The 23482-nt window shown below is 68.1% G+C and carries 21 protein-coding genes; 5 read left to right on the forward strand and 16 right to left on the reverse strand.

Annotated elements, in window-relative coordinates; translation table 11 throughout:
* Window positions 1-12 precede the first annotated feature (12 nt).
* From HTY51_RS13955 to ruvC, 4 genes are read left to right on the forward strand one after another with little or no spacing between them, the layout of a single operon-like run.
* On the forward strand, window positions 13-2088 hold the full coding sequence (locus HTY51_RS13955; RefSeq protein ID WP_174253284.1) for a ribonuclease catalytic domain-containing protein: 2076 nt from the start codon (window positions 13-15) through the stop codon (window positions 2086-2088).
* Window positions 2085-2942, forward strand: coding sequence for an energy transducer TonB (locus tag HTY51_RS13960; protein ID WP_174253285.1), 858 nt, complete (start codon window positions 2085-2087; stop codon window positions 2940-2942). Before HTY51_RS13955 ends, HTY51_RS13960 begins: the two co-directional genes overlap by 4 nt.
* Before the next feature lie 5 nt (window positions 2943-2947).
* Window positions 2948-3679 (forward strand): monofunctional biosynthetic peptidoglycan transglycosylase, encoded by a 732-nt coding sequence (gene mtgA / locus HTY51_RS13965; protein ID WP_174253286.1) that lies wholly within the window; start codon window positions 2948-2950, stop codon window positions 3677-3679.
* Window positions 3676-4224 carry a crossover junction endodeoxyribonuclease RuvC gene (ruvC, locus tag HTY51_RS13970; RefSeq protein ID WP_174253287.1) on the forward strand — a complete coding sequence of 183 codons (549 nt, stop codon included), beginning with the start codon at window positions 3676-3678 and terminating at the stop codon, window positions 4222-4224. The genes mtgA and ruvC overlap by 4 nt, the downstream gene beginning before the upstream one ends.
* On the opposite strand, the gene HTY51_RS13975 is transcribed toward ruvC, so the two are convergent.
* Window positions 4225-5220, reverse strand: coding sequence for a PHB depolymerase family esterase (locus tag HTY51_RS13975; protein ID WP_174253288.1), 996 nt, complete (start codon window positions 5218-5220; stop codon window positions 4225-4227).
* Window positions 5221-5318: 98 nt separating this feature from the next.
* Between HTY51_RS13975 and HTY51_RS13980 the strand changes: the two genes are divergently transcribed.
* The gene (locus HTY51_RS13980) at window positions 5319-5642 is read left to right on the forward strand and encodes a hypothetical protein (RefSeq protein ID WP_174253289.1); all 324 of its coding nucleotides are present in this window, start codon (window positions 5319-5321) and stop codon (window positions 5640-5642) included.
* A gap of 9 nt (window positions 5643-5651) precedes the next feature.
* On the opposite strand, the gene HTY51_RS13985 is transcribed toward HTY51_RS13980, so the two are convergent.
* The 15 genes from HTY51_RS13985 to murF all read right to left on the reverse strand — a co-directional run bounded on the left by HTY51_RS13985 (window position 5652) and on the right by murF (window position 23469).
* Window positions 5652-5828, reverse strand: coding sequence for a hypothetical protein (locus HTY51_RS13985; protein WP_174253290.1), 177 nt, complete (start codon window positions 5826-5828; stop codon window positions 5652-5654).
* A 101-nt stretch (window positions 5829-5929) separates the two neighbouring features.
* Window positions 5930-6853 (reverse strand): UDP-3-O-acyl-N-acetylglucosamine deacetylase, encoded by a 924-nt coding sequence (gene lpxC, locus HTY51_RS13990; RefSeq protein WP_174253291.1) that lies wholly within the window; start codon window positions 6851-6853, stop codon window positions 5930-5932.
* A 10-nt stretch (window positions 6854-6863) separates the two neighbouring features.
* Window positions 6864-9182, reverse strand: a complete 2319-nt coding sequence (locus HTY51_RS13995) for a bifunctional diguanylate cyclase/phosphodiesterase (RefSeq protein ID WP_174253292.1) — start codon at window positions 9180-9182, stop codon at window positions 6864-6866.
* Window positions 9179-9745, reverse strand: a complete 567-nt coding sequence (locus HTY51_RS14000) for a methylamine utilization protein (protein WP_174254294.1) — start codon at window positions 9743-9745, stop codon at window positions 9179-9181. The genes HTY51_RS13995 and HTY51_RS14000 overlap by 4 nt, the downstream gene beginning before the upstream one ends.
* A gap of 46 nt (window positions 9746-9791) precedes the next feature.
* Window positions 9792-10673, reverse strand: a complete 882-nt coding sequence (locus HTY51_RS14005; protein ID WP_174253293.1) for a DUF4394 domain-containing protein — start codon at window positions 10671-10673, stop codon at window positions 9792-9794.
* Between the two features lie 123 nt (window positions 10674-10796).
* Complete coding sequence (ftsZ, locus tag HTY51_RS14010) at window positions 10797-12038, reverse strand: cell division protein FtsZ (protein WP_174253294.1); 1242 nt, start codon at window positions 12036-12038, stop codon at window positions 10797-10799.
* A 136-nt stretch (window positions 12039-12174) separates the two neighbouring features.
* Window positions 12175-13404 (reverse strand): cell division protein FtsA, encoded by a 1230-nt coding sequence (ftsA, locus tag HTY51_RS14015; RefSeq protein WP_174253295.1) that lies wholly within the window; start codon window positions 13402-13404, stop codon window positions 12175-12177.
* A 21-nt stretch (window positions 13405-13425) separates the two neighbouring features.
* Window positions 13426-14217 carry a cell division protein FtsQ/DivIB gene (locus tag HTY51_RS14020; protein ID WP_174253296.1) on the reverse strand — a complete coding sequence of 264 codons (792 nt, stop codon included), beginning with the start codon at window positions 14215-14217 and terminating at the stop codon, window positions 13426-13428.
* Window positions 14214-15155, reverse strand: a complete 942-nt coding sequence (locus HTY51_RS14025) for a D-alanine--D-alanine ligase (protein WP_174254295.1) — start codon at window positions 15153-15155, stop codon at window positions 14214-14216. Before HTY51_RS14025 ends, HTY51_RS14020 begins: the two co-directional genes overlap by 4 nt.
* An 11-nt stretch (window positions 15156-15166) precedes the next feature.
* The gene (gene murC / locus HTY51_RS14030) at window positions 15167-16576 is read right to left on the reverse strand and encodes a UDP-N-acetylmuramate--L-alanine ligase (RefSeq protein ID WP_174253297.1); all 1410 of its coding nucleotides are present in this window, start codon (window positions 16574-16576) and stop codon (window positions 15167-15169) included.
* Window positions 16573-17637 (reverse strand): undecaprenyldiphospho-muramoylpentapeptide beta-N-acetylglucosaminyltransferase, encoded by a 1065-nt coding sequence (gene murG, locus HTY51_RS14035; protein ID WP_174253298.1) that lies wholly within the window; start codon window positions 17635-17637, stop codon window positions 16573-16575. The genes murC and murG overlap by 4 nt, the downstream gene beginning before the upstream one ends.
* Window positions 17638-17806: 169 nt before the next feature.
* The gene (gene ftsW, locus HTY51_RS14040) at window positions 17807-19057 is read right to left on the reverse strand and encodes a putative lipid II flippase FtsW (RefSeq protein ID WP_174253299.1); all 1251 of its coding nucleotides are present in this window, start codon (window positions 19055-19057) and stop codon (window positions 17807-17809) included.
* On the reverse strand, window positions 19054-20898 hold the full coding sequence (gene murD, locus HTY51_RS14045) for a UDP-N-acetylmuramoyl-L-alanine--D-glutamate ligase (RefSeq protein ID WP_174253300.1): 1845 nt from the start codon (window positions 20896-20898) through the stop codon (window positions 19054-19056). Before murD ends, ftsW begins: the two co-directional genes overlap by 4 nt.
* Window positions 20895-22073, reverse strand: coding sequence for a phospho-N-acetylmuramoyl-pentapeptide-transferase (gene mraY, locus HTY51_RS14050; RefSeq protein ID WP_174253301.1), 1179 nt, complete (start codon window positions 22071-22073; stop codon window positions 20895-20897). The genes murD and mraY overlap by 4 nt, the downstream gene beginning before the upstream one ends.
* Window positions 22063-23469 (reverse strand): UDP-N-acetylmuramoyl-tripeptide--D-alanyl-D-alanine ligase, encoded by a 1407-nt coding sequence (gene murF / locus HTY51_RS14055; RefSeq protein WP_371733874.1) that lies wholly within the window; start codon window positions 23467-23469, stop codon window positions 22063-22065. Before murF ends, mraY begins: the two co-directional genes overlap by 11 nt.
* Window positions 23470-23482 lie beyond the last annotated feature (13 nt).

Below are 23482 nucleotides of genomic sequence, written 5' to 3' on the forward strand. Positions count from 1 at the left end.
ACAATCGGGTTTATGCATGCATTGTTCGATGAAGCCGGCAAGTTCCTCGCCGGGCGTATCCTGTCCGAAGCGGAAGCTTCGCTGCAAGTGGAGCTGGAATCCGGCAAACGCGTCAAGGTCAAGACCGCCAACGTGCTGCTCAAGTTCGAGAAGCCGGCCCCGGCCGAACTGCTGGGCGCGGCCCAGGCCCTGAGCGAGAGCATCGAGCTGGACCTGGCCTGGGAATTCGCGCCCGAAGACGATTTCGGTTTTGCCGATCTGGCCGCTGTCTATTTCCAGGACCCACCCACGCTGCCGCAGCAGGCCGGCACGTTGCTGCGCCTGCACGAGGCGCCGCACTACTTCCGTCGCGCCGGCAAGGGGCGCTACAAGAAGGCGCCGGCGGAGATCATCCAGCAGGCGCTGGCTGCGATCGAGAAAAAGCGCCTGATCCAGGAGCAGATCGTCGAGTGGGCGCAGGCCCTGGGCCGCGGCGAGTGCCCGCAGCCCATCCGCGAGCAGCTCTACAAGATCCTCTTCAAGCCCGACAAGAACGCGCCCGAGTACAAGGCCGTGGTCGAGGCCTCGCGCGCCACGCACCTCGCGCCGCTGGACCTGCTGCAGAAGGCCGGCGCCATCGACTCGCCCTACCAGTTCCACTGGCGCCGCTTCCTGTTCGAGAATTTCCCCAAGGGCTATGGTTTCCCGGCCCTGGTGGCGCCGGAGATCAAGGATGAGCTGCCCTTGGCCAGCGTCCAGGCCTATTCCATCGACGACTCGGCCACCACCGAGATCGACGACGCGCTCTCCGTGCAGGGCCTGGGCACGGGCACCGTCACCGTGGGCATCCACATCGCCGCCCCGGGCCTGGCGGTGCAGCGCGGCGACCCCATCGACAACGTCAGCCGCGCCCGCCTGTCCACGGTCTATATGCCGGGCTACAAGATCACCATGCTGCCGGACGAGGTGGTGCAGCGCTACACCCTGCAGGAAGGGCGCGCCTGCCCGGCGGTCTCGCTCTACGTGGCCTTCAAGGAAGACTCACTGGAGGTGCTGGGCCACGACACGCGCCTGGAATGCGTGCCGATCGCGCACAACCTGCGCCATGACCAGATCGATGGGGTGGTCACCACCGCCTGGCTGGAAGACCAGTCTTTCAAACACGCGACCCCCGACCCGGACCACCTGAGCGCCGGCCTGCGCACCGAACTGGCTTTCCTGCACCGCCTGGCGCGCCACCTCAAGGCCCAGCGTGAAGTGGTACGCGGCAAACCCGAGACCTTCAACCGCCCGGACTACACCTTCAAGCTCGTGGGCAACGAGGGCGCCGAGCCACAGGGCAGCGAGCAGGTGCAGATCGGCACCCGCAGCCGCGGCGCCCCGCTGGACCTGATGGTGGCCGAAGCCATGATCCTGGCCAACAGCACCTGGGGCCAGTGGCTGGGCGAGCTCGGCGTGCCGGCCATCTACCGCAGCCAGGCTTCCCTCGCACCGGGCATGAAGGTGCGCATGGGCACCAAAGCCCTGCCGCACGCCGGCCTCGGCGTGAAAAGTTATGCCTGGAGCACCTCGCCGCTGCGTCGTTACACCGACCTGGTGAACCAGTGGCAGATCATCGCCTGCGCGCGCCACGGCAAGACGGCCGCGCTGGCCGCGCCCTTCAAGCCCAAGGATGCGGACCTGTTCTCCATCATCTCGGGCTTCGACGCCGCCTACAGCACCTACAACGGCTATCAGGCCACCATCGAACGCTACTGGACGCTGAAGTACCTGCAGCAGCGGGGCATCACCGAGCTGGAAGCCACGGTCTTCAAGGACAACCTGGCGCGCGCCGACACCCTGCCACTGGTGCTGCCGGTGATGGGCGCGCAGGGCCTGCCGCGCGGCGCACGCGTGCTGGTCAGGCTGGGCAACATCGACGAGGTAGCGCTGGACGTCAGCGGCACGGTGCTGGAGCGGCTCGACGCCGAGGCGGCCCCGATGGAAGAGGAGGAAGCCGAGGACGCCGAGGCCGAACACCTGGCCGCCGGCCCCATCGCGATTGCGGTCGATGTCAACGAATCCGAGACGCCCGCCGCCGAGGCTTCAGGGGATAATCCGTCCTCGTGAAACTGCGCAAGTTCAGCACTCTCGAATACGCCCTCGGCATCTCCGTCGCCGTGCATGCGGTGCTGCTGACGGTGCGCTTTGTCGACCCCGAGGCGATCGAGCGCGCCTTCCGCGACACGCCGCTGGAAGTCATCCTGGTCAATGCGCGCGGTAACGCCCGCCCGGACAAGGCGCTGGCGATTGCCCAGACCAGCCTGGCGGGCGGTGGTGAGGCCGAGCGTGGCCGCGCCACCAGCCCCCTGCCCTCGACCCAGCTCTCCGACAGCGGTGACACGCTGGAAGAGGAGTCGCAAAAGCGGATGCAGCAACTGCAGAAGCAGCAGACCATGCTGCTGGCCCAGGTGCGCCAGCAGCTCGCCTCCCTGCCCCTGCCGGACCCCAAGCAGGCCAGGCCCAGCAACGAACAGGCCGCGCAGGAGGCCAAACGCCGCCTGCTGCTCAAACAGCTGGCCGAGATCGAGCGCCGCATCAAGCAGGACAGCCAGAAACCGCGCAAGCGCTACATCGGCCCCTCCACGCGCGAGGAAGCCTATGCCATCTATTACGACCGCCTGCGCCGCGCCATCGAGGACAAGGGCACCGAGAACTTCCCCTCCTCGGGCGGCAGGAAACTCTATGGTGAACTGACCATGGTGGTGACGGTGAATCGCCAGGGGCAGGTGGTCTCCACCGAGATCGCCGAGAGTTCGGGCAACCGCGTGCTGGACCGCCGCGCCGAAGCCATCGCCCGCGCGTCCGCGCCTTTCGGCCGCTTCACCGAGAGCATGCGCAAGGAGGCCGACCAGATCGTGGTCGTCTCGCGCTTCAAGTTCTCGCGCAACGAAACCCTGGAAACGCGCCTCAGCGCACCCTGAATGCCATGAAAGCCGTGCTGCGCTGGCTCGTCCTGCTGCTGGTCGCCCTGCTGGCGCTGCAGCTTTTTTTCGTCGCCCGCATCGCCCTGATGGCCGTGACGCATCCGCAATCCACCACCTTCGAGCGCTCCGAGGCCTGGCGCATCCTGGGTGAAAAAGGCGATCTGCGCTGGCGCCAGCAGTGGGTGGACTACGAGCAGATCTCCGACCATCTCAAACGCGCCGTCATCGCCTCGGAAGACGACAGCTTCGCCTGGCACGAGGGCGTGGACTGGGACGCGCTGGAGAAAGCCTGGCAGAGAAACGCCGCCGCCGAAGAACGCGCCACCCAGCTGGCCGTCAACGGTGCGCGCAATGTGCGCCCGCCTAAGATCGTCGGCGGCTCCACCATCACGCAGCAACTGGCCAAGAACCTGCTGCTCTCGGGCGAACGCACGCTGCTGCGCAAGGGCCAGGAGTTCGTGCTGGCCTACCTGCTGGAGAAGCTGCTGAGCAAACAGCGCATCCTGGAGCTTTACCTCAACCACGTCGAGTGGGGCGAAGGCGTGTTCGGCGCCGAGGCCGCGGCCCAGCATTACTACCGCAAGCCGGCGGCGCGCCTGAACCCCGGCGAGGCCGCCCGCCTGGCCGTCATGCTGCCGCGCCCGCGTCATTACGAAAAGCTGCCCCAGTCACCCTACCTGGCCGAGCGCGCCAGCGTGATCGCCGGCCGCCTCTGGCGTGCCGAACTGCCGTGAGAATCATCGGCATCGACCCCGGCCTGCGCACCACGGGCTTCGGTGTGATCGACGTCGCCGGGCAGCAGCTCAGCTACGTGGCCAGCGGCACCATCAGCACCACGCACATCGCCCAGGGCGAACTGCCGGCGCGCCTGAAGGTGCTGTTCGACGGCCTGCGCGAGGTGGTGGCGCGTTACCAGCCGCAGTCGGCCGCGGTGGAGATCGTCTTCGTCAACGTGAACCCGCAGTCCACCCTGCTGCTGGGTCAGGCGCGGGGCGCCTGCGTCACGGCACTGGTGACCGCCGACCTGCCGGTGGCCGAGTACACCGCGCTGCAGATGAAACAGGCCGTGGTCGGCCACGGCCGTGCGCAGAAGGCCCAGGTGCAGGAGATGGTCAAGCGCCTGCTCAAGCTGCCGGGCCTGCCGGGCCCCGACGCCGCCGACGCGCTGGGCATCGCCATCACGCAGGCCCATGCCGGCGCCTCGCAGGCCCAGATCGCCAGGGCCACCGTGCTCACGCGCGGCACCAGCGGCATGTACCGGGCCGGACGCAGCCGCTGATCAGCGCGGCGGGGCCCCGAAAAACGCCCACATGAGTTCGTTCGCGCTCACGGCCTGCGAGGGCGACTCGCCGCGGCGCTTCTGACAGCCGGGCCAGCTGTGCCCGCCCGCGTCCGTCACGCACAACTGCACCTGGGTGCCGCCCGAACAGGGCGCGTAACGCTCGCACCAGGCGCCGTCCTTTTCCAGGACACGCTGGGAGGTGCGCGGGCACTGGTTGCGTTCCACCCAGCGCGCCACCGTGTCGGGCACCGAGCGGTAGTCGGTCACCAGGGCCCGTTCCACCGAATCCGGGCCGGCGCCGCCCTCAAAAAGCACATGCGTATCGTTGCGCGCATGGATGTGCAGCACCGAGACCGGCTGCGCAGGCGTGCAGCTGAGCGTGTTGTCGGTACCGGCCACCGCGGCGACGGCACGGATCAAGCCGGGCATCTCGCAGGCCAGGCGGTAGGCCATCATGGCGCCATTGGACATGCCGGTGGCATAAACGCGCTGGCGGTCGATATTGAGCTGACCCATGACACGCTCGAGCACGGCGCGGATGAAACCGACGTCGTCCACCCCCTCGTCACGCGCCGCGCCGCAGCAGGCGCCGGCATTCCAGGTCGCGAACATGCCATTGCGAAAACGGCTGATGCCATTGGGAAAGACCAGCACCTGGCCTTCGCGGGCCGCATGGCCGAGCTGGCCGTAATTCTCGTCCCGGGCCATGTGGTCCATGCTGCCACCCCCGCCATGCAAGGAGAGCAGCAGGGGCGCCGGGCTGTCGCTGCGGTAGCCGGCCGGCACGTGCACGCGGTACAGGCGGGTGCGTCCGCCGTGCTCCAAGCTGTAGCGGTAGTCGCCCGGGGCGGTGATCGCCACCGCAGGTGCCTGCTGGCGTTCGCGCAGACGCTCCCGCCATGCCCCCTCCTGGGCCGCAACCGCGCCCGCCAGCAGCCACAGGGTCGCCGGCAGCAGCACGACCCGGAGATCCGGCAGAAATGGGGGTTTCATGGCATTCTTTCACGGGGATGCGTGCCATCGACTTGTCACAAACCGTTACGCACGCTAAATTGTGGCCATCTCAAGCGTACAGCACCCAGGATGCCCGCATGCTGAAATTCTTCAAGTCCGCACCGAAGCCCACCAGCCCGGCCAAGCCCGTCCGGCCAGCCACGGCATCCCAGCCCCGGCCCGCGGCGCCCTCTGGCACCTCGGCCCGCAGCGCCATGCCGCCCGCCCCCCCGCCCCTGCCGGAAGTGAGCGAGGGCAACCAGGAGTCGGACTGGGCCATGTGGGAAGACTCGGTGGCTTTCCAGGACAGCCAGATGCCCTCCGCCTTCAACGAACTCGATGCCGTCAAGACGCGTGACGAAGCACCGAAAAAGAAGGGGGAGCCCGATCCGTTTTCCACGGTGCGACGCCGTGGCACTTAAGGCCGATGTCTAGGCAATACGCTGCAGGATCAGCACGGCAAAAAAGCCGAAGGCGGCGATCAATGTCCACTTCAGCGTGACCAGGCCCCAGCGTTTGTAGCGTGCCTGGCCGGTGCCGGCATAAAAGGCGAAACAGACGGCTGCGCCGATCAGCAGCAGCAGGATGAGCCAGCGCAACAGCAGCATGCGCTTACCTCGTGCGGGCAATTCGCCGCCGGGCCGCCCCAAGGCGAATTAGCCCCCTTGGGGGGCAGCGACCCGTGCAACGGTGGAGCGTGGGGGCCATATCACCAGGCGCGCGCCGGCTGCGCGAAACCCTTGGGCGCCAACTTCTCGTTGTCGAAGGTGACGGTTTCCCAGGCGTCGGTGCGCTGCAGCAGTTCACGCAGCAGCTTGTTGTTCATGGCGTGGCCGGAGCGGAAAGCGCTGTACGCGGCCAGCAGCGGCTTGCCCAGGATGTAGAGGTCGCCCATGGCGTCGAGGATCTTGTGCTTGACGAACTCGTCGTCGTAGCGCAGGCCACCCGCATTGAGCACCTTGTAGTCGTCCATCACGATGGCGTTGTCCAGCCCGCCGCCCAGGGCCAGGCCGTTGGCGCGCATCATCTCCACGTCCTTGGTGAAACCGAAGGTGCGCGCACGCGCGATGTCACGCGAGTAGTTGTGCACGCTCATGTCGAACTCGACACGCTGGCCGGTGGAGTCTACGGCCGGGTGGTCGAAGTCGATCTCGAAGCTGAGCTTGTAGCCGTGGTAGGGGTCCAGGCGTGCCCACTTCTGGCCGGCGCCCACGCCCTCGCGCACCTCGATGGGCTTGGTGATGCGGATGAAACGGCGCGGCGCGTTCTGCAATTCGATGCCGGCGCTCTGCAGCAGGAAGACGAAGGAAGCCGCAGAGCCGTCGAGGATGGGCACCTCTTCGGCCGTGATGTCCACGTAAAGATTGTCGATACCCAGGCCGGCACAGGCCGACATCAGGTGCTCCACGGTGTGCACCTTGGCGTCGCCGTTGGAGAGGGTGGAGGCCAGGCGCGTGTCGCTGACCGCCATGGCCGACATGGGGATGTCCACCGGCTGCGGCAGGTCCACGCGCCGGAACACGATGCCGGTATCGGCCTGCGCCGGGCGCAGCGTGATCTCCACGCGCTGGCCGCTGTGCAGGCCCACACCTACGGCACGGGTCAGGGACTTGAGGGTACGTTGCTGCAGCATGGGCTTTATTTTACTTACTAAGCCATGCCATGAAGGCCGGTGCGGGCATCGGACGGCTGATGTGATAACCCTGCACCTCGTCGCAGCCCAGGGCACGCAGGCGCTCCAGGATGGCGGCGTTTTCCACCCCTTCGGCCACCACGCTCAGGCCCAGGTTGTGGGCCAGGTCGATGGTGGAGCGTACGATGATGGCGTCGTCCGCGTCGGTCTCCATGCCCATGACAAAGGACTTGTCGATCTTGAGTTCATCCACCGGCAGGCGTTTGAGGTAGGCCAGGGAGGAATAGCCTGTGCCAAAGTCGTCGATAGACAATTTGAACCCCTGCTCGGACAGGCGGTTGAGCATGGCCTCGGCGCGTTGCGGGTCGTCCATGATGGCGCTCTCGGTGATCTCCAGGCAGAAGGCCGAAGCCGGCACGCCGTGCGCCTCCAGCAGGCGGCCCAGGCGGGCGCTGAGTTCGAGGTCCAGCAGGTCGCGCGTGGACAGGTTGACCGAGACGCGCAGGCCCGCGGCGGCCGGCGTGGCCAGCAGGCGTGCGGTCTCCTCGAACATCCAGAGCGTGAGCTGGCGGATGTAGCCGGTCTGCTCGGCGAAGGGGATGAACTGCATGGGCGGCACCAGGCCGCGCTGCGGATGCTCCCAGCGCACCAGGGCCTCGGCCGCGTGCGTTGCACCGTCGGCCAGGGTCACCTTGGGCTGCAGGAACAGGCGCAGCTCGCCCTGGTCCACGGCACGGCGCAACTCGGTCAGCAGCGACAGGGTCTGGGTGCTGGCCGAATCGTAGGCCGGGTCGTAACGCAGCGGCCCTTCCAGCTTGCGCTTGGCCACGTACATGGCGATCTCGGAGCGGCTCAGCAGCGTGTCCACGTCCTGAGCATCCGCGGGCCAGCACGCAATGCCGATGCCAGCGCTCAGGTCCACGGTCTGCTCGGCCAGGGCCAGCGGCACTTCCAGGCTGCTGGCCACCCGGGCCGCCAGCTCGGTTGCCTGCGCCGGGTTGCCCGGCTCCAGCAGGAGGGCGAACTCATTGCCGCCCAGGCGCGCCACCACACCCGACGCGTCGCCCAGCACATCGGCCAGTTTGCCGGCCACGGTCTTGAGCAGCTGATCGCCGAAGGCGTAACCCAGCACGTCGTTGACATGCTTGAAACGGTCCAGGTCCAGGGTGATGATGGCCAGCTCGCCGCCAGGCGCGCTGCTGCTGATGGCCTGCTGCACCGATTCGCGGAAGTTCTCCCGGTTGGGCAGGCCGGTCAGCCGGTCCCAGTAGGCCAGGTGCCGGATCTCGGCCTGCTGGGCCGCGATGTCCACGCGCATGCGGTCGAAGGAGCGTGCCAGGTTGCCGATCTCGTCGCGTCGCTCGACGTCTTCCAGCGGCACGCTGTAATCCCCGCGCGACAGCCGCTGTGTGGCAAACAGCAGGGAGCGCAGGGGCGTGGTCAGGCGCCGCGCCATCAGGCCGCTGCCCAGGGCGAACAGCAGCACACCACCGGCCGTGATGAAGGCCAGCAGGACCTGCAGATTGCGGTAGGGCGCCACCACGTCGTCCATGGAGCGCAGCAGCAGCACCCGGCTTTCGCCGCCGACGGCGTCGAGCCGGATCTCGCGCACCAGCAGGGTCGATCCGCCAACCTCCAGTTCCCGGACCTCGCCCTTCATGCCCTGGAGCATCTGCAGCGCCTGCGCCGGCAGCGTGCTGACCGGCGCCGCCAGGCTGCCATCGGCCCGCCGCACCTGCAGCACCAGTTGCACGCCCAGCAGGCTTTGCATCTCCTCGGCCAGCGGGGCCCCCACGGGGAAACCCATCAGCACCCAGCCCACCACCAGCGGGGCGCGCATGGGCACCATGACCAGCTGGTAGGGGCGGCCGTCCAGCACGACGATGCGCCCACCCTGCGAGGGCTCGGCCAGGGCCGGGGCCAGCCGGCCCAGGATGGCCGACAGGTCGGCACCGGGGGTGTCCGTGCTGACCGCACGCACCTTCAGTCCGGTATCGAGCAGCGCCGTCATGGCCGCACCGATGCGCTGCCCGTGGTTCTCCAGTGCCGAGGCAATGGTTTCCAGATCGTCGGAGCTGACCGCGGAGCGGAAGCCGTAATCGGCGGCCAGCAGGGCGGCACTCTGGCGCAGCTTCTCGGCGTTCTGGTCGAGCAGGCGCAGCCACACCTTCTCGCCGGTATCGAATTCGCGCGCGATCTGCATGCGGGCGTTGCGCGCAATGCTGTCGCGCACCACGAAAAACCCTGCGAGTTGCACGAAGAGCAGCAGCAGCAGCGAGAGGCCGACCAGCCGGGTGATCAGGCTGCGCCGGTTGAACGTGAAACTCATGGCCGCACACCCGTCAAACGTACAGTCACGCTCAGTTGGCCTTCGGCCGGCACGGTCACGGCCTGGTCCAGTGCCGCCGCCCCCACGGGCAGGCCGGGATGCCAGGTCCGCAGACGGTAGTTGCCGGGCGGCAGCTTGTCGAGCAGGACCTGGCCCTGTTCTGCCGTGCGACCGTAATAAGGGGTGTCGACGATCACGATCCAGCCCACCATCTGGTCATGGATGTTGCAGCCCAGCACCGCGATGCCGGGCTGGTCGAACAGCACCGGCTGGCTCGGGGTGCCGATGTAGAGCTTGAGCTCGAACTTCTTGACCGGCGAAAAGGAATAGACATGGTGCCGCACCGTGTCGCGGTTGGGAAAATCGACCGCTGTTCCCGTCGTCACCACCAGCACCTGTGGCACGAACTGCTTGCCGGCCTGCCCCATCTCCGCCTTGTCCAGCGGGCGGACCTGACGGCGCGCCTGCGCCGATTCCAGAAAGACCACCGCCTCGGGCAGGGGCCGGGCGGCGCCGTCGCGCACCTCCACCACAAGCGTGCCGGCCAGGACCGGCCAGGCCATTGCCCAGGCCAGCAGGAACAGGGTGGAGAGGCGTAGCGTCACGGTCTCAGGGCTCGATGGCCAGACCCGCCAGGGGCTCGCCCTGAGCGATCAGACCGATTTCGGTGGCGCGCCCGCTGGCCAGGTCCAGTCGGTACAGACGCGTCTGTGTCTGGCCGACGGGCCGGGCCGCCAGCAGGGCCGTGTTGGCAATGTCCGAAATGTCGAAGTGCGCCTCGGCCAGCGGGCCCGTGCCCAGCAGGCCCACGGTGCGCAACTGGCCCGTGTTGGGCGAGACCACCGGCTCGGCGCCTTCGGCCGAGCCCTGCATGAGCAGCGCACCCAGCGCACGGTCGATGGCGTAGTTGGTGGTGATCTTTTCGTTCTTCTGGTTGTAGGTGTAGGCCACGCCGGCGATGTCGGGCGTGCGGCCCGCATGGCGGTCGCCGGCCACATAACGCAGCGCGCCGTCGGGCTGCACACCGGGCTGGGCCGCATCACCATCCACCACGGCATTCGTTTCCGGATGCAGGCGCAGGTTCTGCGCGCTGGCACTGACGACGCGGATGCGGTCGACCGTGGGATTGAAGTCGAAGCCGCTCACGCCCCCCTGGACGGGCCAGGGCTGGGGTGCGGCTGCCGCCACGGGCAACAGGCGTGCCTGCGCCGTGTCGACGGTGTAAAGGCGGCCGCTGTCGGCCAGGGCGAAGAGCACACCGCGGGCCACGCGGTAGTCGACGCCCCGCAGGCTGTCCCCCGGGGCCAGGCCGTTGAGCGCGCGGCGATCGAGCACCTGCTGTGGCCGGTCGGCCTTGAAGCGGATCAGTTCGTGCTGGCGGGTCACGGCATAGACCGTGTCCTGGGGCAGGGGCGCCGTGGGCAGAGCACAGGCCGTGAGCAGCAGGGCCAGGCCCGGGGCCAGTGCGAGGAAGGGGCGTTGCGTTTTCATGGTGCACTCCTGAGGACCGGTGGCGCCGCCGCCCGCCGATGCGCGGGCATCGGGCAGCACAAACCGGTCCATCCTAGACCAAGTGGCGCCCCGCTGCAGACCGCGGGGCGCATGTCACCTCACTCAGTCGGCCTGCTTGCGCAAAAAGGCCGGGATCTCGAAATCATCCATGCCGCCCGAGGACAGCGCGTCCACCTTGGCCGCGGCCTGGGTGCGGTCGCGCGTGCGCCAGACACTGGGCGTGGCCATGGCGTTGTAGTCGGGCTGGGCCACGCCGGGCGCCTGGGCGGCCGTGCCCGGGGCCACGGCGTTGTTCAGCGTGGGCACCTGGAAAGGCACGTTGTCGGTGCCGGTGCGCAACGTGGTGGTCAGCACCTGCAGCGGGGGCGCGGTGCGGCGCACGCCCTGACGCGACAGGCCGGTGGCCACCACGGTGACGCGGATCTGGTCGGCCAGGCTGTCGTCGTAGGCGGTGCCGTAGATCACGTGCGCATCGGGCGAGGCGTAGGCACGGATGGTGTTCATCGCCAGCTTGGACTCGGACAGCTTGAGGCTGCCCTTGGCCGCGGTGATCAGCACCAGCACGCCCTTGGCGCCCGACAGGTCGATGCCTTCGAGCAGCGGGCAGGCCACGGCCTGCTCGGCGGCGATACGCGCGCGGTCCGGGCCGTTGGCCGCGGCCGTGCCCATCATGGCCTTGCCGGGCTCGCCCATGACGGTGCGCACGTCTTCGAAGTCCACGTTCACATGCCCGGGCACGTTGATGATCTCGGCGATGCCGCCCACGGCGTTCTTCAGCACGTCGTTGGCGTGCGCGAAGGCCTCGTCCTGGGTGATGTCGTCGCCCAGCACTTCCTGCAGCTTCTCGTTGAGCACCACGATCAGCGAGTCGACGTTGGCCTCCAGCTCGGTCAGGCCGGCGTCGGCGTTGGTCATGCGGCGACCGCCCTCCCAGTCGAAGGGCTTGGTCACCACGCCCACGGTCAGGATGCCCATCTCCTTGGCCACGCGCGCGATCACGGGCGCCGCACCGGTGCCTGTGCCGCCGCCCATGCCGGCAGTGATGAAGAGCATGTGCGCGCCGGCAATGGCGCTCTGGATGTCTTCCACGGCCAGTTCTGCGGCGTCGCGGCCCTTCTCGGGTTTGCTGCCCGCGCCCAGGCCGCTGCCACCGAGCTGGATGACCTTGTGCGCGCTGCTGCGGCTCAGGGCCTGCGCGTCGGTGTTGGCGCAGATGAATTCCACGCCCTGCACCTCGCGCTCGATCATGTGCTCGACGGCATTGCCGCCGCCGCCGCCCACGCCGATGACCTTGATCTGGGTGCCCAGGTTGAAGGCTGCGTCTTCAATCATTTCGATGCTCATGCTGTTCTCCTTAAATCCAGTTGCCTTGTGTCGTGTGTGTTTGCTCTGTCGGGTCGATGCCGCGAACCTGGCGGTCCGGTACACCGCCGCCGGTGGTGCGGACTGCCTCGCGCGAGCCAGAGTCTGTGTTTCATGGTCAGAAATTCCCGATGAACCAGTCCTTGACGCGCCCCACGGCGTTTTTCATGGAGCCATGTTTCTGCGCCACCTTGTAGCCGCGCAGGCGCGCCAGGCGCGCCTCTTCGAGCAGGCCCATCACGGTGGCCGCGCGCGGCTGGCCCACCATGTCGGACAGCGCCCCGCTGTACTTCGGCACACCGCGGCGCACCGGCTTGAGGAAGATGTCCTCGCCCAGCTCGACCATGCCCGGCATGATAGAACTGCCACCGGTGAGCACGATGCCCGAGGACAGCACTTCCTCGCAGCCCGAATCGCGCAGCACCTGCTGCACGAGGGAGAAGATTTCCTCGATGCGCGGCTCGATCACGCCGGCCAGGGCCTGGCGACTCAGCATGCGCGGGCCGCGGTCACCCAGGCCGGGCACCTCGACCTGGATGTCCGGGTCGGCCAGCAGCTGCTTGGCATAACCGCTCTCGACCTTGATGTCCTCGGCGTCCTTGGTCGGCGTGCGCAGCGCCATGGCGATGTCGCTGGTGATCAGGTCGCCGGCGATCGGGATCACCGAGGTGTAGCGGATCGCGCCGCCCGTGAACACCGCCACGTCGGTGGTGCCGGCGCCGATGTCCACGCAGGCCACGCCCAGTTCCTTCTCGTCGTCCGTCAGCACCGAGAGGCTGGAGGCCAGCGGGTTGAGCATGAGCTGTTCGACCTCCAGGCCGCAGCGGCGCACGCACTTGATGATGTTCTCGGCCGCGCTCTGCGCGCCGGTCACGATGTGCACCTTGGCCTCCAGGCGGATGCCGCTCATGCCGATGGGCTCGCGCACGTCCTGGCCGTCGATGATGAATTCCTGCGGTTCGACCAGCAGCAGGCGCTGGTCCGAGGAGATGTTGATGGCCTTGGCCGTCTCCACCACACGCGCCACGTCGGCTGCGTTGACCTCGCGGTCCTTCACCGCCACCATGCCGCTGGAGTTGATGCCGCGGATGTGGCTGCCGGTGATGCCGGTATAGACCCGCGTGATCTTGCAGTCGGCCATGAACTCGGCCTCTTTCAGCGCCTGCTGGATGCTGTGCACCGTGGCGTCGATGTTGACCACCACGCCGCGTTTGAGGCCGTTGCTGGGTGCCACACCCAGCCCGGCCAGCTTGAGCTCCCCGCCGGGCAGCACCTCGGCCACCACCACCATCACCTTGGCGGTGCCGATGTCGAGGCCGACGACCAGATCCTTGTACTCTTTTGCCATGTCGATGGTCCTGCTTTTTTCCTAGTTTTTCCTGGCCGGGTCCTGCGCCGTCACCGTGCTCACGCCACGCAGGCGCAGGGCATAACCCTGGGCGTAGCGCAGGTCGGCCCCCTCCAGCGCGTCGAGCTTGCGGCCGTGGTGCGCCGCCACCTGCGCCACCGTGCCCAGGAACTGCCGCGCGCGCGCCGTCACCTCCGGCACGCCGCCGCTGCCCAGCTCCAGGCTGGCCCCGCTGGCCAGCTGCACGCGCCAGTTGCCGCGCCCGCTCAGGGCCAGCTGCTCGATGGGCAGGTCCAGCGCCTCGAACAGGGGCAAAAGCTCGCGGTACATGGCCAGCACCTGGGCCGACTGTTCGACCGGGCCGTCCAGCCGCGGCAGCTGGTCCTGCTCGATCTCGCCGAGGTTGGCCTCGAAGACTTCGCCGTGGCTGTTGACCAGGGTGGACTCGCCCTCCTCGCCCCAGTAGGCCGCGGCCTGGTGCTCCTGCAGGACCACCCGCAGGCGGCTGGGGAACTCGCGCTGCACCACGGCGCGCCGCACCCAGGGCACGGACTCGAAAGCCAGGCGCACGGCGTTGAGGTCCACCGTCAGGAAAGTGCCCTTGAGTTGCGGCCCCACGTGCGCGCGCAGCGTCAGCGCGCTGGTGTGGCTGATGTCACCCAGCACCGTCAGGCCGCGGATCGCGAACACCGGGTGCTGCATCAGCCAGCGCCCGCCCGTACCCAGCGCCAGCAGCAGGAAACCGAGCAGCAGCAGATTGGCTGTCAGGTTCATGAGCTTGACGTCGAGGGGAACGGGCAGGCTGGAGCTCATGCGTGCACGCCTCCATGCTCGAGCGTGGCCGCCTGCAGCAGCAACACGCACAGTTCCTCGTAGCTGATACCCGCGGCCTTGGCCGACATGGGCACCAGCGAATGCCCGGTCATGCCGGGCGAGGTGTTGATCTCCAGCAGATAGGGCTTGCGCGTGCGCGCGTCGATCATCACGTCGGCACGGGCCCAGCCGCGGCAGCCCAGCACCTGGTAGGCCCGCAGCACGATCTGCTGGATCTGCTCTTCCTCGCCCGTGGGCAGGCCGCAGGGCACGAGGTACTTCACCTCGTCAGTGAAGTACTTGTTCTGGTAGTCGTAGTTGCCGTCGGGCGCCACGATGCGGATCACGGGCAGCGCACGCGCCTGCACCCCGCTGCCCAGCACGGGCACCGTGACCTCCTCGCCGCTGATGAACTGCTCGCACAGCACCTGTTCGTCGACCTGCGCTGCCCTGGCATAGGCGGCCTCGCATTCGTCGGCCGTTTGCACCTTGGTCAGGCCGATGGACGAGCCCTCGCGCGCCGGCTTGATGATCATGGGTGCGCCCAGCGCCGAGAAGGCGGCGCGTGCGGCCTCGGCGCTGGCCACCTTGCGCCACTGCGGCGTGGGCAGGCCCTCGGCCAGCCAGATGCGTTTGGTCATGACCTTGTCGATGGCAATGGCCGAGGCCATCACGCCCGATCCGGTGTAGGGGATGCCCAGCAGTTCCAGCGCGCCCTGCACCGTGCCGTCCTCGCCGAAGCGGCCGTGCAGCGCGATGAAACAACGCGCAAACCCCTCACGCTTGAGCTCGGAGAGATCACGTTGCGCCGGGTCGAAGGCGTGCGCGTCCACGCCACGCGACTGCAGCGCCTTGAGCACGCCGGTGCCCGACATGATGGAGATGTCGCGCTCGGCGGAAGACCCGCCCATCAGGACGGCCACCTTGCCCAGATTCATTTGTTCCTTGCTCACTTCTTGCCACTTCCCGTCAACTCGACCACCCTGGCCGGCACCCCACCGATGGAGCCCGCCCCCATGCACATCACCACGTCACCCGCACGCGCGTTGTCCAGGATGGCCTGCGGCATGGCCGCGATGTCGTCCACGAACACCGGCTCCAGCTTGCCGGCCACGCGCAGTGCGCGCGCCAGGCTGCGCCCGTCGGCCGCCACGATGGGCGCCTCGCCCGCGGCGTAGACCTCGGCCAGCAGCACGGCGTCCGCCTCGGCGATGACCTTGACAAAATCCTCGAAGCAATCGCGCGTGCGTGTGTAGCGATGCGGCTGGAAGGACAGCACCAGGCGCCGCCCGGGGAAGGCGCCGCGCGCCGCGGCCAGCGTGGCCGCCATCTCCACCGGGTGATGCCCGTAGTCGTCGATCAGCGTGAACGTGCCGCCGTCTTTGGCCGGCACCTCGCCGTAACGCTGGAAACGCCGGCCCACGCCCTTGAACTCGGCCAGGGCCTTGAGCAGCGCGGCGTCGGCGACATCCAGCTCCGCTGCCACCGCAATCGCCGACAGGGCGTTGAGCACGTTGTGGCGGCCCGGCAGGTTGAGCACCACGTCCAGGTCCGGCAGCACCACGCCGTTGCGCCGTTGCGCGGTGAAATGCATCTGCCCGGCCACGGCCCGCACGTTCACCGCCCGCACCTGCGCGCCCTCGTTGAAACCGTAGCTGGTGATGGGGCAGTTCACCTCGGGCACGATCTCGCGCACCGCGGCGTCGTCCGTGCACAGGATGGCCGTGCCGTAGAAAGGCATCCGGTGCAGGAAATCGACAAAGGCCTTCTTGAGATTGCCGAAGTCATGCCCGTAGGTTTCCATGTGGTCGGCATCGATATTGGTCACGACGGCCATCACCGGCAGCAGATTCAGGAAGGAGGCATCGCTCTCGTCGGCCTCGACCACGATGTAGTCACCGCTGCCCAGACGCGCATTGGCGTTGGCGCTGTTGAGGCGGCCGCCGATCACGAAGGTCGGGTCCAGCCCGGCCTCGGCCAGCACGCTGGCCACCAGGCTGGTGGTGGTGGTCTTGCCGTGCGTACCGGCAATCGCGATGCCCTGCTTCAGGCGCATCAGCTCGGCCAGCATCACGGCGCGCGGCACCACGGGTATCTTCTTCTCGCGCGCGGCCAGCACCTCGGGGTTGTCGGGTTTGACGGCGGTCGAGGTCACCACGGCGTCAGCCCCTTCAATGTGGCTGCCCGCATGGCCCACACAGGTGCGGATGCCCAGCGCAGCCAGACGACGCAGCGTCGCGCTGTCGCTCAGGTCCGAGCCTGAGATGCCGTAGCCCAGGTTGTGCAGCACCTCGGCAATGCCGGACATGCCGGCACCACCCAGGCCCACAAAATGGATTTTCTTGATCGCGTGTTTCATCGTGCCAGCTCCTCGCAGGCGGCGACCACCTGTGCGGTGGCCTCGGTCTGGGCCTGGCCCTGTGCCTGCTCGGCCCAGCGCAGCAGCGTGCCGCGATCGAGGTTCTGCAGCAGATCGGCCAGTCGTTCAGGGGTCAGTTCCTGTTGGGGCAGCAGCAGCCCCGCGCCCTGGTCCACCAGGAAACGCGCATTGCTCGTCTGGTGGTCGTCCACCGCCGCCGGGAAGGGTACAAACGCCGCAGCGGCGCCGACGGCGGCAAGCTCGGTCACGGTGCTGGCCCCGGCACGGCAGAGCACAAGATCGGCCGCGGCAAACGCCTGCGCCGTGTCCTCGATGAAGGGCGTGAGCTCGGCCTGCACACCGGCTGCGGCGTAGTTCGCGCGCAGCGCATCGATCTGCGTCGCGCCGCTCTGGTGGATGACCTGCGGGCGCTGCTCGGCCGGGATCAGGGCCAGCGCGCGTGGCACCACCTCGTTCAAGGCCTTCGCCCCCAGGCTGCCACCGACCACCAGCAGGTGCAGCGGCCCGCTGCGGCCGGCAAAGCGCTGGGCCGGCTGCGCCTGCTGCAGGAAGGCGGCACGCAAAGGGTTGCCCACCCACAGCCCCTGCTTGATCGCGCCGGGGAAGGCGGTGTACACACGGTCGGCCACACCGGCCAGCACCTTGTTGGCCAGGCCGGCCACCGAGTTCTGTTCGTGCAGCACCAGGGGCTTGCCCAGCAGCACGCCCATCATCCCGGCCGGGAAGGTGATGTAGCCGCCCAGGCCGATGATCACATCGGGTTGCACACGGCGCACCACCTGGATGCTCTGCCAGAAGGCCTTGAGCAGGCGCAGCGGCAGCAGGGCCAGCGTGAGCGGCCCCTTGCCACGCACGCCGCCGAAGTCGATGGACTCGAAGGCAAAACCGCGCGGCGGCACCAGCCGGCCTTCCATGCCGGCCTGGTTGCCCAGCCAGTGCACGCGCCAGCCCTTCTCACGCAGGGCCTCGGCCACGGCCAAGCCCGGGAAGATATGCCCCCCCGTGCCGCCAGCCATCACCAATGCGCAGCGTTCGGTCATGACCGACCTCCGTGCATGAGCCATGGCGCGTACCGCGCCATGCTGCGCGGCGCGCAATGTCTGTTTTGGTGAACCCGGCAACTCATGATCTGCCTCCGTGCATCAGTCATGTCGCGTACCGCGTCATGCTGCGCTGCGCGCAGTGCCGTGTTTTGATGAAACAGACAACTCATGCCCGACCTCCGTGCATAAGTTGTCTGTTTTCGTAATCGATTCTCAGCACGATGGCCACCGCCACCATGTTCATCAGGATGGCCGAACCGCCGTAACTCATGAAGGGCAGGGTCAGGCCCTTGGTCGGCAGGGCGCCGAGGTTCACGCCCATGTTGATGAAGGCCTGGAAGCCCATCCACACGCCCACGCCCTGCGCGACCAGGCCGGCGAAGACGCGGTCCAGCGCGATGGCCTGGCGTCCGATGTGCATGACGCGCCGCGTGAGCCAGAAGAACATGGCGATGATGCTCAGCACGCCCAGCAGACCGAACTCCTCGCCGATCACGGCCAGCAGGAAGTCGGTGTGCGCCTCGGGCAGCCAGTGCAGCTTCTCCACGCTGCCGCCCAGGCCCACGCCGAAGATCTGACCGCGGCCGAAGGCGATCAGCGAATGCGAGAGCTGGTAGCCCTTGCCCAGGGTGTGGCGCTCGTCCCAGGGATCGAGGTAGGCAAAGATGCGTTCGCGCCGCCACTCGCTCAGCGCGATCATCAGCACGAAGGCCACCAGCAGGATGGCGGCGATCAGGAAGAACATGCGGGCGTTCACCCCGCCCAGGAACAGGATGCCCATGGCGATCACGGCAATCACCATGAAGGCGCCCATGTCGGGCTCGGCCAGCAGCAGCAGGCCGATGATGGCCACGGCCGCGCCCATGGGGGCGACAGCGCGGAAGAAGTGCTCCTTCACGTCCATCTTGCGCACCATGTAATCGGCCGCGTAGAGCAGCACGGCCAGCTTGGCCAGCTCCGAGGGCTGGAAGTTGGTGATGCCCAGGGCAATCCAGCGCCGCGCGCCGTTCACGCCCTTGCCGATGCCGGGGATCAGCACCGCCACCAGCAGCACCAGCGCGGCCACCAGCAGCCAGGGCGCCAGCTTCTCCCACCGGGCCATGGGAATCTGGAAGGCGATCAGCGCCGCCACGAAGGCCACCACCAGCGAGAGCAGGTGACGCGTCAGGAAATGCGTGTGGGCATAACGCCCGAACTTGGGGTTGTCGGGCAAGGCGATGGAGGCCGAATACACCATCACCAGACCCCAGGCCAGCAAGGCCACCACCACCCAGACCAGGGCATGGTCGAAATCGGACAGGCGCACCGGCTGGCTGCCGCTGCGACCGTAACCCTGCGGCCCCAGGCGCACGGGCAGCGCATCGCTCGCCGGCGCGCCGCCGAACCAGCCACGAATGCGTTGCGCCAATACCGTCATGCCAGCCCCCCCTCGTTCGACAGGGCCTGCACCGCTTCGACAAAAACGCTGGCGCGGTGCGCGTAGTCCTTGAACATGTCGAAGCTGGCGCAGGCCGGCGACAGAAGCACGGCATCCCCCGCCTGCGCCTGCGCGCGGGCCAGGGCCACGGCCTCGGGCAAGGTGCCCGCGTCCAGCAGGGGCACGCCCGTGCCCTGCACCGCTAGGCGTATGGCCGGTGCGTCGCGCCCGATCAGCACGACGGCACGCGCGTAGCGCTGCACCGGGGCAAACAGCGGCGCAAAGTCCTGGCCCTTGCCGTCACCGCCCAGGATGACGACGATGCGGCGCTCGGTCCCCAGGCCGGTCAGCGCGGCCACGGTGGCGCCGACATTGGTGCCCTTGCTGTCGTCGAAGTACTCGACCTCGTTCACGATGGCCACGGGCTCCACCCGGTGCGGCTCGCCGCGGTACTCGCGCAGGCCGTAGAGCATGGGGCCGAGCGCGCAGCCTGCGGCCTGGGCCAGGGCCAGCGCCGCCAGTGCGTTGGTGGCGTTGTGGCGGCCGCGGATGCGCAGCGCGTCGGCCGGCATCAGGCGCTGGATGAAGATCTCCTCTTCTTCGCCCTTTTTCCGTTTCTGCGTCTCGTCGGCCTCCTGCGCGCGCACCAGCCAGGCCATGCCGTTGACCAGCTCGATGCCGTAGTCGCCCGGGCGTTGCGGCATGTCGGCACCGAAGGTCGTGTAGACGCGGTATTTGGGTTTTTGCAGCTTGGCCCGCAGGGGCTCGGGCAGCATGGCCATGACGGCCGCGTCGTCGCGGTTGAGCACGATCAGACCCTGGCTGCCGAAGATGCGCGCCTTGGCCGCCCCGTACGCTTCCATGCTGCCGTGCCAGTCCAGGTGGTCCTGGGTGAGGTTGAGCACCACCGAGGCCGTGGGCTCGAAGCCCGACACACCGTCGAGCTGAAAGCTGGAAAGCTCCAGCACCCAGACCTCGGGCAAAGTCTCCGCCTCCAGCCGCTGCGTCAGCACGTCCAGCAGATTGGGGCCGATGTTGCCGGCCACGGCAACGCTCTTGCCGGCGAGTTCGATCAGCTGGCCCGTCAGCGCCGTCGTCGTGGTCTTGCCGTTGGTCCCCGTGACCGCCAGCACTTTGGGCGCGTAGCCGCGCTCGGCCTGCAGTTCGCGCAAGGCGGCGGCATACAGATCCAGCTCGCCGCCGGTCCACAGGCCCATGGCCTGTGCCGCCAACCAGACCGGCGCCACGGCTGCGGGTGAGAGGCCCGGGCTCTTGAAAACGGCGCGGATGTCCTGTCCTTCGACCAGGCTGGCCTCGAAAGCTCCGGCGCGGAAGCTCACCTGCGGCAACTCGGCCTGCAGCGTCACGAGTTGCGGCGGCGCCTCGCGCGTATCGGCCACGGTCACGCGCGCACCCTGGCGCACACACCAGCACACCATGGCCAGGCCCGAAGCGCCCAGGCCCAGCACGAGCACGTGCTGCCCTTGCAGCGAGGACACCGGCACCGCGGCGACGGCCTCGGGTTCCGCGGGCGACTCGACAGCTGTGGGCTCAGCGTTGGCCTCGGGTAGCGTCTCGGTCGCCGCAGCGGGTTCGGCCTGAGCCACATCCGCAAAGAGCTGGGCCACGAAGGCCTTGGCATCCTGCGCTGCCGTCAGCGTCTCGGGCAAGGCACGCTTGGCCGGCTTGCCGGCCGGCGGCACAGGCAGATCGCCTGGCACCTCGGCCGGCAGCTCCACCGGCGCCTGCATGGGTTCATCAGCCGGCAAAAACGCCGAAGCCGCCTCGTCCTGAGGCGGCAGCGGCCGGGGCTGATCGTCGGGTAAGTCGTTTTCGTTCATCGCAATTTCAAAGTCGACAGGCCCACCAGGCACAGCAGCATGGTGATGATCCAGAAGCGCACGACCACCTGGGTCTCCTTCCAGCCGCTCTTCTCGAAATGGTGGTGCAGCGGCGCCATCTTCAGGATGCGCCGGCCCTCGCCGTATTTGCGTTTGGTGTACTTGAAGTACGAGACCTGCAGCATCACCGACAGCGCCTCGGCCACGAAGATGCCGCCCATGATGGCCAGCACGATCTCCTGGCGCACGATCACGGCGATGGTGCCCAGGGCACCGCCCAGGGCCAGGGCACCGACGTCACCCATGAAAACCTGGGCCGGGTGCGCATTGAACCAGAGGAAGGCCAGGCCGGCGCCGGCCATGGCGGCACAGAAGATCAGCAGCTCGCCCGAGCCGGGAATGTGCGGGAAGAACAGGTACTTGGAATAGACCGCGCTGCCCGTGACGTAGGCAAAGACGCCCAGCGCCGAGCCCACCATCACCACCGGCATGATGGCCAGGCCATCCAGGCCGTCGGTCAGGTTCACCGCATTGCTGGCGCCGACGATGACCAGGTAGGTCAGCACGACGAAACCGATCACACCCAGCGGGTAGCTGACCTGCTTGAAGAAAGGAAGCAGCAGCCCGGCTTTCGCCGGCAGTTCGACCGAGAAACCCGAACGAACCCAGGTCATGAAAAGCTCCCACACGCCCTGGTTGCTGCTGCCCGAAATCGAGAAGACGAGGTAGAAGGCGGCGATCAGGCCGATCACCGACTGCCAGAAATATTTTTCGCGCGAACGCATGCCCTCGGGGTCCTTGTTGACCACCTTGCGCCAGTCGTCCACCCAGCCGATCGCGCCGAAGCCCAGCGTGACCAGCAGCACGATCCAGACAAAGCGGTTGGACAGGTCGAACCACAGCAGGGTCGAGATGCCGATGGCCAGCAGGATCAGCACGCCGCCCATGGTGGGCGTGCCGCTCTTGGACAGGTGGGTCTCCATGCCGTAGCCGCGCACCGGCTGCCCGATCTTGAGTTCGGTCAGGCGGCGGATCACGTAGGGCCCGGCGATCAGGCCGATCAGCAGGGCGGTGAGCGCCGCCATGACGGCGCGGAAAGTCAGGTACTGGAAGACCCGGAAATAACCGAATTCGGGCGAGATGGACTGGAGCCACTGGGCCAGGCTAAGCAGCATGATGTTCTTCCTTGTTCTGTTCGGCGTGGGCACTCACGGCCTGCACCACCCGCTCCATGCGCATGAAACGCGAGCCCTTGACCAGCACACTCGCGAGCGTCGGCAAGGCCTGCAGCACGGCGGCGTTCAGGGCCTCGACGTCGTCGAAATGACGGCCGCCCTGGAAATGCGCCACACTCTGCGCCGTCTGCTCGCCCAGGGCGTAGAGCTGCTCGATGCCGCGCTCGCGCGCATAGGCGCCGACCTCGGCATGGAAACGCGGGCCCTCGCTGCCGACCTCGCCCATGTCGCCCAGCACCAGCAGGCGCGGACCGGGCAGGCCGGCCAGCACCTCGATGGCCGCGCGCACCGAATCCGGGTTGGCGTTGTAGCTGTCATCCACCAGGGTCAGGGTGCGGCCACCGAGCTGCAGGGCCAGCGCCCGTGACCGGCCCTTGACCGGCTCGAAGGCCTCCAGCCCGAGCACGATGTGGGACAGGGGCACACCGGCGGCCAGTGCGCAGGCGGCAGCAGCCAGGGAGTTCTTGACGTTGTGCAGGCCGGCCACGCGCAGCGTGTACGCCAGAGGTCCGGCCGGCGTGCGCGCCTGGACCTGCCAGGCCGTGCCCATCCATTGCGGCGGAGCACAACTGAGATCGGCTGCATCGGTCTGCGACGTGATCGCGAAGCTCAGATGCGGCCGGGCGCCCGCCAGTTCAAGCCACAGGCCGCTGTACGCATCGTCCGCCGGGAACACGGCCGTGCCGCTGGCCCCCAGCGCCGAGATCACCGAGCCGTTCTCGCGCGCCACGGCCTCGATGGTGGCCATGAATTCCAGGTGCTCGCGTTGTGCGTTGTTGACCAGCGCCACCGTGGGTTGGGCCATGCCGGCCAGCTGGGCGATCTCGCCCGGGTGGTTCATGCCGAGTTCGACCACCGCCTGCTGGTGCGTGCCGCGCAGGCGCAGCAGCGTGAGCGGCACGCCGATCTCGTTGTTCAGATTGCCTTCGGTGGCCAGCGTGGCCTGCGGTTTCCAGGCCCGCAGGATCGCCGCGATCATCTGCGTCACCGTGGTCTTGCCGTTGCTGCCCGTGACGGCGATCAGCGGCAGCTTGAACTGAGCGCGCCAGCCCGTGGCCAGTTGCCCCAGTGCCAGCTTGCTGTCGGCCACCACCAGTCCACTCAGGCCGCTGGCGCGCAGTGCCGCCTCGTCGCTGCACAGCGCGGCCACCGCGCCGGCATGCTGCGCCTGGGCCAGGAAGCTGTTGCCGTCGAAACGCTCACCCTGCAGCGCCACAAACAGATCGCCGTGCTGCAGGGTGCGCGTGTCGCTGTGCACACGCTGCACACCGACCAAGCCGTCCCCGACCAGGCGCGCACCAGCCAGCCAAGGCTGGGCCTGCTGCAGGTTGAACATGACGGTGTGGGCG

The organism is Rhodoferax sp. BAB1 (genome assembly GCF_013334205.1).
Lineage (GTDB): Bacteria > Pseudomonadota > Gammaproteobacteria > Burkholderiales > Burkholderiaceae_C > Hylemonella.

Bases quoted from the DNA above. Each gene is read 5' to 3' on its own strand.
- murD (WP_174253300.1), bottom strand. From the start codon at position 20,898: ATGAACGAAAACGACTTACCCGACGATCAGCCCCGGCCGCTGCCGCCT.
- murG (WP_174253298.1), bottom strand. From the start codon at position 17,637: ATGACCGAACGCTGCGCATTGGTGATGGCTGGCGGCACGGGGGGGCAT.
- HTY51_RS13985 (WP_174253290.1), bottom strand. From the start codon at position 5,828: ATGCTGCTGTTGCGCTGGCTCATCCTGCTGCTGCTGATCGGCGCAGCC.
- HTY51_RS14025 (WP_174254295.1), bottom strand. From the start codon at position 15,155: ATGAATCTGGGCAAGGTGGCCGTCCTGATGGGCGGGTCTTCCGCCGAG.
- ftsA (WP_174253295.1), bottom strand. From the start codon at position 13,404: ATGGCAAAAGAGTACAAGGATCTGGTCGTCGGCCTCGACATCGGCACC.
- HTY51_RS13955 (WP_174253284.1), top strand. From the start codon at position 13: ATGCATGCATTGTTCGATGAAGCCGGCAAGTTCCTCGCCGGGCGTATC.
- HTY51_RS14020 (WP_174253296.1), bottom strand. From the start codon at position 14,217: ATGAGCTCCAGCCTGCCCGTTCCCCTCGACGTCAAGCTCATGAACCTG.
- mtgA (WP_174253286.1), top strand. From the start codon at position 2,948: ATGAAAGCCGTGCTGCGCTGGCTCGTCCTGCTGCTGGTCGCCCTGCTG.
- HTY51_RS14005 (WP_174253293.1), bottom strand. From the start codon at position 10,673: ATGAAAACGCAACGCCCCTTCCTCGCACTGGCCCCGGGCCTGGCCCTG.
- HTY51_RS14000 (WP_174254294.1), bottom strand. From the start codon at position 9,745: ATGGCCTGGCCGGTCCTGGCCGGCACGCTTGTGGTGGAGGTGCGCGAC.
- ftsW (WP_174253299.1), bottom strand. From the start codon at position 19,057: ATGACGGTATTGGCGCAACGCATTCGTGGCTGGTTCGGCGGCGCGCCG.
- HTY51_RS13980 (WP_174253289.1), top strand. From the start codon at position 5,319: ATGCTGAAATTCTTCAAGTCCGCACCGAAGCCCACCAGCCCGGCCAAG.
- murF (WP_371733874.1), bottom strand. From the start codon at position 23,469: ATGTTCAACCTGCAGCAGGCCCAGCCTTGGCTGGCTGGTGCGCGCCTG.
- HTY51_RS13995 (WP_174253292.1), bottom strand. From the start codon at position 9,182: ATGAGTTTCACGTTCAACCGGCGCAGCCTGATCACCCGGCTGGTCGGC.
- murC (WP_174253297.1), bottom strand. From the start codon at position 16,576: ATGAAACACGCGATCAAGAAAATCCATTTTGTGGGCCTGGGTGGTGCC.
- HTY51_RS13975 (WP_174253288.1), bottom strand. From the start codon at position 5,220: ATGAAACCCCCATTTCTGCCGGATCTCCGGGTCGTGCTGCTGCCGGCG.
- lpxC (WP_174253291.1), bottom strand. From the start codon at position 6,853: ATGCTGCAGCAACGTACCCTCAAGTCCCTGACCCGTGCCGTAGGTGTG.
- ftsZ (WP_174253294.1), bottom strand. From the start codon at position 12,038: ATGAGCATCGAAATGATTGAAGACGCAGCCTTCAACCTGGGCACCCAG.
- mraY (WP_174253301.1), bottom strand. From the start codon at position 22,073: ATGCTGCTTAGCCTGGCCCAGTGGCTCCAGTCCATCTCGCCCGAATTC.